This window comes from Cellulomonas olei, assembly GCF_039548315.1.
Classification (GTDB): domain Bacteria; phylum Actinomycetota; class Actinomycetes; order Actinomycetales; family Cellulomonadaceae; genus Cellulomonas.
The window spans coordinates 1-3,339 of the sequence record NZ_JBCLVN010000098.1 but is presented as its reverse complement, the minus strand read 5'-3'; the positions used below and the strand labels follow the sequence as shown (position 1 = coordinate 3,339).

Annotated in this window: 6 protein-coding genes; 5 read left to right on the top strand and 1 reads right to left on the bottom strand. The window is 73.1% G+C overall.

The genetic code is table 11. From position 1 onward, the window contains the following. The coding region (locus AAHH18_RS18145) for a hypothetical protein (protein ID WP_343302584.1) at positions 1-273 on the bottom strand (273 nt) is incomplete at its 3' end. Between the two features lie 134 nt (positions 274-407). Between AAHH18_RS18145 and AAHH18_RS18140 the strand changes: the two genes are divergently transcribed. The 5 genes from AAHH18_RS18140 to AAHH18_RS18120 all read left to right on the top strand — a co-directional run bounded on the left by AAHH18_RS18140 (position 408) and on the right by AAHH18_RS18120 (position 3,082). Further along, complete coding sequence (locus tag AAHH18_RS18140) at positions 408-965, top strand: helix-turn-helix domain-containing protein (protein ID WP_343302583.1); 558 nt, start codon at positions 408-410, stop codon at positions 963-965. A gap of 98 nt (positions 966-1,063) precedes the next feature. Then, complete coding sequence (locus AAHH18_RS18135) at positions 1,064-1,441, top strand: hypothetical protein (protein ID WP_343302582.1); 378 nt, start codon at positions 1,064-1,066, stop codon at positions 1,439-1,441. Further along, entirely contained in the window at positions 1,441-1,857 is a 417-nt protein-coding gene (locus AAHH18_RS18130) for an Aca2/YdiL-like domain-containing protein (RefSeq protein ID WP_343302581.1), read from the top strand. The genes AAHH18_RS18135 and AAHH18_RS18130 overlap by 1 nt, the downstream gene beginning before the upstream one ends. Further along, a complete protein-coding gene (locus AAHH18_RS18125) occupies positions 1,854-2,786 on the top strand; it encodes a tyrosine-type recombinase/integrase (RefSeq protein ID WP_343302580.1) in 933 nt (310 codons plus the stop codon). The genes AAHH18_RS18130 and AAHH18_RS18125 overlap by 4 nt, the downstream gene beginning before the upstream one ends. Beyond that, a complete protein-coding gene (locus tag AAHH18_RS18120; protein WP_343302579.1) occupies positions 2,783-3,082 on the top strand; it encodes a hypothetical protein in 300 nt (99 codons plus the stop codon). The genes AAHH18_RS18125 and AAHH18_RS18120 overlap by 4 nt, the downstream gene beginning before the upstream one ends. Positions 3,083-3,339 lie beyond the last annotated feature (257 nt).

Here is a 3,339-nt window from a genome sequence, read left to right as displayed (position 1 = left end):
CTCGACGGCGACGGTGTCGAGCTGCTCGTCGCCGGTGGCCCACCGCAGGGTCACGGTGACGGGGATGGGGTCGTCGACGTCGTGGTGCGTGCCGCGCGGGACCGGGCGCGCGTTGAGCAGGGGCACGGCGGCGCGCACGCGCGCCATGCCGCCCGGGGCGCTCTGCGTGAGGTCCACCCCCGCATCGTGCGCCGGAGGGCTGACACGCTGCGGCAGCGCCGGCCACCACTCGGTCGCGGGGGCGGCGGTGCGCCATGCCTCCTCGTCGTCCACGAGCCCAGCGTGCCAGCACGAGCGACGCCGCAACCGACCGCCTCGACACGAGCGCAGCACCCCCATTCCTTACCTTGTCATTCAGCAAGGCGTGAGGTATGCTGATCTTGTCAACGAGGGAAGGAGGGATGAAAATGGACAAGGACCTGCGGAAGATCGTCAAGGCGCTGGAGGCCCAGGGCTTCGAGGTCACCGTGAAGCGAGCGAACCGCCTCCCACCCCCGGGTGGTCCACCATCATCCCCCACGAGGCCCGAGGAGGCCCAGACCATGACCACCGAGTACAACGCCACGATCGAGCTCGACACCCGCGACAACCTCGACGAGCAGCTGCTCGACGCCCTCACCGAGTACCACCCCGCCACCGGCCGCGGGCCGCTCGGCCACGTGCAGGTCATCATCACCCTGCCCGCGACCAGCCTCACCCAGGCCGCGAGCACCGCCCTGGCCGTCGTCGGCGCCGCCGGCATCGCGCCGGCGCTGTCGATCGAGGTGCTGCCGACCGCCGAGTACGACCGGCGCCACGGGCTGCAGCCGCTCCCCGAGCTCATCTCGGTCACCCAGGCCGCCGAGATCGCCGGCGTCAGCCGGCAGGCGATCCTTCAGCGCCTCGAGTCCGGGTCCCTCGCCGGAGCCAAGATCGGCAACGCCTGGGTCGTCCAGCGCGACCACCTCACCCGGCCTGCGGTCTGACCGCCAACGTCTTGCTAACCCCCTCTTTTAGGGGGTAAGGTGAGCATCACGAGATCAGGGGGGGTAGCCCCGGATCAAGGGTCCACACGGAGGACACCATGAGCACCACCGCCACCCACCGCGCAACGATCGCGGCCGCCGTCGAGCACGTCGACGCCGTGTGGGCGATCTGGGAGAAGCTGCAGGTCGCCGGCCAGGAGGCCGACGAGCGCTGGCGCGCCGCCGACAGTGCCGACCGGGAGGCGACGCGCGCCGGTGACACGGCCGCGGCCGAGCGCGCCGAGCAGGCCGCCGCAGAGCTGGACGCACTGCGCCGGACGATCGGGGCGACGGAGATGTCCGCGCGTGCGGCTCACGGTCGGGCCGTCGCCGCGGTGCACGCCGCGGTCGCGAGCGCCGGCGCAGATGCGGCGGACGCCTGCCAGGGCATGAGCCACCACGTCGTCGACGAGGCCCTGTACGCGGTGCTCGGCTGATGGGCGCCACCCGCACGCCCGCTCCCAGCGTCGAGCGTGGCGCCGACGCGGGGAGCGCCCGCATGGACCCCGGCGAGCTGCAGACCGTCCGGGAGTACCTCGGCCTGACCCTGGACGCCCTGGCCGGGATGCTCGGCGTCCGGCAGGACACGCTGCGCCGGTGGGAGTCCGGGCGCGACCCGATCCCGCACCGGGTCCGCGAGGAGGTCGAGCAGATCGAGGCCGTCACCGCGGCCGCGGTCGGTGAGGTCGTCGCCGCCCTGCAGAACGCCGCCGACCCCACCGTGCGGGTCTACCGCACCGACGAGGCGCTGCACGCCGCCCGCCCCGACCTCGCGCACCTGCCCGCCAGGTGGTGGCGCCACGTCGTGGCCCGCGCCGTGCACGAGGTGCCCGGCGTCGTCATCACCTCGTGACGGCCACCTCCCCCCGCGTCCTCGACACAGCGGCCGACGACCAGGTCCTCGCCGAGTTCATGGCGCCGTACCACGGGCGCACCCGAGCGAACGTCACCTACTACGTGCGCTGGTGGAGGGAGTGGCTGACCGGGCGCGGGGTCGGGCTGCTCGAGGCGCGCGCCTACGACGCCGAGCAGTGGGTGCGCCACCTGGTCGAAGACCGCGGCCTGCACACCAACACCGCCCGCTCCTACCTGTCCGGGCCGATGACCCTGTACCGGTGGTGCGAGGCCACCGGCCGCCTCGAGGCCGACCCGATGCGGCACGTGCGCCGGCCGGCCGACACCCGCCGCACGATGCGACCCTGGCTCACCGGCCCCGAGCTGCGGCGCCTGCTCGACGTCGCCGCCGGCATGGACCCGGACACCGACCTGATCTGCCACCTCCTGGCCCTCAACGGCCCCCGGGTCGGGGAGCTCGTGCGCGTCGACGTGCGCGACATCGCCCAGCACGGCGACCTGACCACGATCCGCCTCCAACGCACCAAGACCGCCGCCTCCGACCTGGTGTCGCTGTCCGCACCCACGCTGCGGGCACTGACCCGGGTCCTGGAGATCCGCCCCCGGTACGGGCCGCTGCTGATCAGCGAGCACACCGGACAGCGCATGTCCCCCTGGGGAGTGCGCCGGCGCCTGCGCGCCGCCCTCGCGACCGCCGGCCTCAACACCGCGATCGCTCCGCACGACCTGCGCGCCACGTTCATCACCCTGTCACGGGTGGCCGGCGTCCCGGGCGTCGACGTCGCAATCTCCGCCGGCATCGTCACCGTCTCGATGCTGCTGCGCTACGACCAGATGGTCGCCGCCGTCGAACGCAACGCCACCCACGGGCTCACCACATGGCTCAACGCCCTACCCGACACCACACCCACCGAGGAGCGCCCGTGAGCGAGCACTACGTCGTCGAGATCGAATACGACACCCGCGCCGACATCACCGCCGAGCTCTCCGACCTCCTGGCCGACCACCACCCCCACCCCCACCGCGCCCCCGACGGACGGGCCGAGGTGTTCGTCACGATCACCGCCGACGACCTCCCCGCCGCCCTGCGCGCCACGGCCGACCTCCTGGCCCGCTCATCACCGGCAGTCGCCCTCGCGGTCCACGTCCTGCCGGGCGAGGAGTTCGACCGCCGGCACCCCTCGACGCCCGGGCGGCACGGAACCCACACCGAAGGACGATGAGCCAGGGGTTAGGCCGGCTGGGGGCGGCACCGCCCGCCTGGGTCAGCGCGTCCACGACGGCCATCGCCTCGTCGACGGCGAGCATCCGCGGGGCTCAGTCCCTGGTGTCGGGCTCGCGGACTCCTAGAATCCGCCGCGCCTCCTTCTCGATGGCAGCGAACCGTCGGCGCGCGGTCCACATCTGAGTGACTGCTCGGACCTCTTCTGCCTTGGCGTCTGGTAGTTCAGCGGTCACCTGGACGCGGAGGTCTCCGTCC

What these genes read in the sequence shown, in the direction of transcription:
- AAHH18_RS18140 (WP_343302583.1), top strand. Translation starts at nt 408, where the DNA reads ATGGACAAGGACCTGCGGAAGATCGTCAAGGCGCTGGAGGCCCAGGGC.
- AAHH18_RS18130 (WP_343302581.1), top strand. Translation starts at nt 1,441, where the DNA reads ATGGGCGCCACCCGCACGCCCGCTCCCAGCGTCGAGCGTGGCGCCGAC.
- AAHH18_RS18135 (WP_343302582.1), top strand. Translation starts at nt 1,064, where the DNA reads ATGAGCACCACCGCCACCCACCGCGCAACGATCGCGGCCGCCGTCGAG.